Here is a 4,683-nt window from a genome sequence, read left to right as displayed (position 1 = left end):
TCTAGGTAATTCCCTGTTTCCTTTGCCAGATTCAAGAAAGAAAATATCATCACTCTCTACAATACCTTCAAAACCATCAGGAACAGCCCCTTCAAAGGCACTTAATATCTTATGCCGCCAGTCAAATGAAGTTTGGAGACAGATACCTGTCTGTTCAGCACATTTCTTTATCGAATTGCCTAATAGCATATGGTACAAATAAACACTAAGCAAGTTCCCCTTTTTTAAACCAAAAGTAACTTTACCTGTAGTTTCCCTAAAATACTTCTTGCACGATTTACAAAAATAACGTTGCACACCATTAGCCTTGCCATTTGCACGGATATCGATGTCTTGACAATTAGGGCAATGTAGTGACTGGATTTGTTGCACCTCGGAATGAACAGTATACAAGTCAGGCTCTGAAGGATCGACCATAGATAATAGCTCCCTAATTACGGTCTCACGACCCAATTCATCTAGGATTTTGAAAAATTCTGTGAAAGATTCTGGTACCATTTGCACTTGTTTTAAAACAAAGATAACTAGTTAAGTCGTATTATAGAATATAGCTTAATACAATAGAAAAAGCCAGTATTATAGCATATTACCAAAGATAGGTTGGTGTACCCACTATGTGAGCTCTTAATACGCTCATGCAATTTATTTGTCTAGTCTTAAGCAATCCATAAAAATTGCTTAAGACTAGACAACAAAACCTAATCAATAAAACATACCAATTATATTTTATCTGTAAAAAATGCAGTAAAACAATTGTTTCTGTAGTAGTTACAAATCATAGTAGGTTTTCTATGGTACAAAATGAATTAAAAGAAATGTTAAAATATTTTTTATTTCTATGCAGTTGCTTAGTTTTGATGATGAATAAAAAAACACCAATAAAATATCATTCAGAAGAAGAAAGATTATACAATAGTTATGGAATATCCAATGTATAAATACCAATATAAAACTTGCACTATGTATATCACACAGCTTATTAATCATTCTATTAAAATTTGAAAGTATTACTATTTTTTTACTTAAAAACTAAGCGATTGTTTAGTTTCAAATAACGAATAAAACAAAATTAAAATTATGAGTACATTAAAAATTCACACCGTTGAATCTGCTCCACAAGAGAGTAAAACTATTTTAGAAAATTCTATAAAATCTTTTGGAATGCTCCCCAATCTTCATGGGGTTCTTGCGGAAGTGCCTGACTTATTAAAAATTTACAAAACACTCCATCAATCCTTTCAAAATACGTCATTTACTAATGAAGAATTAACCGTAGTTTGGCAAACAATAAATGTAGAACACGAATGCTCTTATTGCATCCCTGCACATACAGGTATTGCACATATGATGAAAGTTGATCCCGCATTAACTGAAGCACTTCGTAACAAAGAAGTTATGCCAAACAAAAAGTTACAAGCTCTTCATGATACCACACTTTCTATAGTAAGAAATAGAGGTCATATTTCTGATTCAGAACTTCAATCTTTTTATGATGCTGGTTATGGAGAACACCAAGTCTTAGAAATAATTTTAGGATTGGCTCAAAAAGTAATCAGTAACTATACAAATCACATTGCTAGCACTCCTGTTGATAAATCATTCCAGAAATTTATTTAAAGGTACATATCCTTAAATTATAAAAGCACAATCATCATATATATAGGTTGTGCTTTTTGTCTACTTACACCAATTATACTTTGAACATTCTGCAAAAGATACTTCTTTATTTTTTATAAAAATGAGTATGTAAAATAGATGTTAATTTTCTATTTTTAGGGATGTATTGTTTTCTTCATTAGTCAAACTAGAATGAGTTACACTTTTATCTTCACTAAACATTTTCTATAAAAAATTAGTCAAATGAATGATTGTACCAGAGAGATTATTGAGATAACATCTATATTTCTAGATAATAGTAATAATAATGCATCTCTTACTTTAAGCTCAGCATCAAAAAAATATAAAAAGCTACTCTTACAACTTTCAGAATTGGATATTGATAAAGAAGAGTGTAATCAACATATACATACAACCAAAGGAAAAGCACTTGCTACTATCCCTGCCGCTGATTGTATTGATGATTTTATGAGAACAAAACAATTTATTTTGGGAACATATAATGCAATCAACAGCTTACTTACACAACCCAACCAAAACATACATATCCTCTATGCTGGGACAGGACCATTTGCCGCCTTGCTCTTGCCTAGTATGTTACGGTTCTCTAAAGAAAGTATAAGTTATACTTTGATGGACATAAACCCAACAAGTTTACAAGCATTAAAAAAGGTTCTTGCAAAACTAGAATTGGATAAACATACAATAGAATTAATTGATCAAAATGCTACAGAATATCAAATACCTCATTCCGAAAGTTTTGATATTATCATAAGTGAAACCATGCAAGCAGGATTGGCAAGAGAACCACAAGTATCTATCTTTTTGAACTTAATGAGACAATCTAGTCAATCTACACTATTTATCCCTGAAAAAATAGAAATTTTTATTGGTCATAAAACTACAGGAATTCCTATGGAAGAAATAAAAAAAGAAGATTATAAAAAAGCAGTCAAAATATTTGAAGTCAGCAAAGAAGCACTAAACTCTTATATCAATACAAATACTGAAATAGAAAATAGTAGTTTTGATGAAGTTAGCTCTATCCTAAAAAAATCCTCTATCAAAAATTCTGATCTCTTACTACTACTTACAGAAATTAATGTCTTCGGGAATCAAACCCTAAGAACTCAAGAAAGTGGATTAACCCTACCCCTCATTATCGATAATATTTCAGAAAAAAAACAAAATGATATTATTATAAAAAGTAGCTATAAAATAGATAAACAGCCAAGGTTTGAATATCAAATTGTTAGTCAAAAATCATGAGCTACGCATGTCTTATAATAAAATTAATCTAGTTTTCATAAACTTATATAGAATCTTTATTTTAAGATTTTTACATTTATTTTTTATCTACATACCAATTACGCCGTTAAATATTCTATAAGAGAAACAAGTTACTTTATTATCAAAACAGCCTAAAAATATAATTTAAAGACATAAATAGGGGTTTGTCTTCTATAGATGAATTAACTACCTTTGGTTACTACCAAAAAAACATTTGTGTTTTTTACTAATTATACATTAGAATGAGACATAGAAAGCTACATTGCTTTGGTGTTTTATTCTGCTTCGAATTATTTGAATAGTTACCATATATTTAAAATAAAAACAAAGAATGATACTTAAGAGTAATCACAAAAAGGATTTTGATACCATTTATGAGATAATAAACGATGCCTCGATAGCATACAAAGGAATCATTCCTGCTGATAGATGGAAAGAACCGTATATGTCAAAAAAAGAATTGACAACACAGATAAACGAAGGAGTAGAATTTTGGAATTACACAGAAGAAAATCAAATTTTGGGGGTAATGGGTATTCAGTTTAAAAATGAGGTCGCTCTTATTCGTCATGCATATGTAAGAACCTCTGCTAGACAAAAAGGTATCGGTGGAAAACTATTAAAACATTTAACTGATGCCGCAAAAACACCAATTCTCATAGGAACATGGGCAGATGCTTCTTGGGCTATTAGCTTTTATATAAAACATGGTTTTTACCAATTATCAGGTGTAGAAAAAAATAAATTGTTACAAACCTATTGGTCAATACCAGAAAGACAGATTGAAACTTCTATCGTACTAGCTAATAAAGATTGGGAAGAAAGTAACTAAGCTTTTTATAAAGTAAAAATATAATACACTATCAACAAGCCACACTGTTATAATTGTTTTTTTTAACTACTTGCATTTAATTTGGAAAACCAATTCTCATTATTTGATCTTATAATATTAGTTGGATTAGTTCAAGGTACCATAACAAGTGTCTTATTACTAATTGCCAAAAAAAATGTAGTTAGTAATAAATTTCTGGCGTTGGTCATTATTTCATTTTGTTTTCTGAGTATCAAAATGTTGTTGTATTCAGATAAAAAAAGATATAATCTGATTACTATAATATGAGTTTTTATCATAAGTAACAAATGACAAAATTATTACTATTATTTCTATATTTTCTATATTAAAATCATAGTATTATAGTAACTTCGAATCGGTAATAGTAAAACGTATATCGTTACATTCTTTAAAAAAAGACTTCCCTCTATGAAAATTTGTGTAGCCCAAACAATTCCTATTAAAGGAGAAATTACAAAAAACATCCAAAATCATAAAAATCTAATTGATCTAGCTATTCAAAAAGGTGCTGATATCATCATTTTTCCTGAGCTCTCATTAACAGGATATGAGCCAGCGCTTGCAGATCAACTTTCTACTACACAAAATGATAAAAAATTAGATATATTACAAGACATTAGTACTGCAAAAAAAATTATTATTGGAGCTGGGTTACCTACACAAAGTGAAGCTGGTGTATGCATCAGTATGATTATCTTTGAACCAAATAAGCCTAGAAAAATAACTAAGCATATGGCGTGCCGATAGGCTAGCGCTATATGATCTGTTGACTGATCTGGGATTTGGTGATAAGGGGGAATTCGAGAGGTTTGCTATACCCTTAACAAGAAAGAAAATCGTTAGGATGTCACTTTAGCATTTTTTTATGGTAGCAGATTACCTCAAAAAACGATATTTCAAAGTAGTTTTCATGCTTTTTATGA

4 protein-coding genes and 1 pseudogene are annotated in these 4,683 nt (G+C 30.0%); 4 read left to right on the top strand and 1 reads right to left on the bottom strand.

Annotated features, from left to right (window positions below; all coding sequences use genetic code 11):
- Positions 1 to 498, bottom strand: a pseudogene (locus CVD18_RS21475) (hypothetical protein); the annotation flags it as partial.
- 579 nt (positions 499 to 1,077) lie between these two features.
- Here CVD18_RS21475 and CVD18_RS21470 point away from each other — a divergent pair.
- The 4 genes from CVD18_RS21470 to CVD18_RS21455 all read left to right on the top strand — a co-directional run bounded on the left by CVD18_RS21470 (position 1,078) and on the right by CVD18_RS21455 (position 4,507).
- Positions 1,078 to 1,617 (top strand): carboxymuconolactone decarboxylase family protein, encoded by a 540-nt coding sequence (locus CVD18_RS21470; protein ID WP_103867517.1) that lies wholly within the window; start codon positions 1,078 to 1,080, stop codon positions 1,615 to 1,617.
- A gap of 243 nt (positions 1,618 to 1,860) precedes the next feature.
- Positions 1,861 to 2,886 (top strand): class I SAM-dependent methyltransferase, encoded by a 1,026-nt coding sequence (locus CVD18_RS21465; protein WP_103867516.1) that lies wholly within the window; start codon positions 1,861 to 1,863, stop codon positions 2,884 to 2,886.
- 352 nt (positions 2,887 to 3,238) lie between these two features.
- Positions 3,239 to 3,739 (top strand): GNAT family N-acetyltransferase, encoded by a 501-nt coding sequence (locus CVD18_RS21460; protein WP_199185126.1) that lies wholly within the window; start codon positions 3,239 to 3,241, stop codon positions 3,737 to 3,739.
- Between the two features lie 429 nt (positions 3,740 to 4,168).
- Entirely contained in the window at positions 4,169 to 4,507 is a 339-nt protein-coding gene (locus CVD18_RS21455) for a carbon-nitrogen hydrolase family protein (RefSeq protein ID WP_103867515.1), read from the top strand.
- Positions 4,508 to 4,683: the final 176 nt, after the last annotated feature.

Source organism: Aquimarina sp. I32.4 (assembly GCF_002924285.1).
Classification (GTDB): Bacteria; Bacteroidota; Bacteroidia; order Flavobacteriales; family Flavobacteriaceae; genus Aquimarina.
The sequence above is the reverse complement of the archived record's forward strand: the minus strand, read 5'-3'. Positions and strand labels throughout refer to the sequence as shown.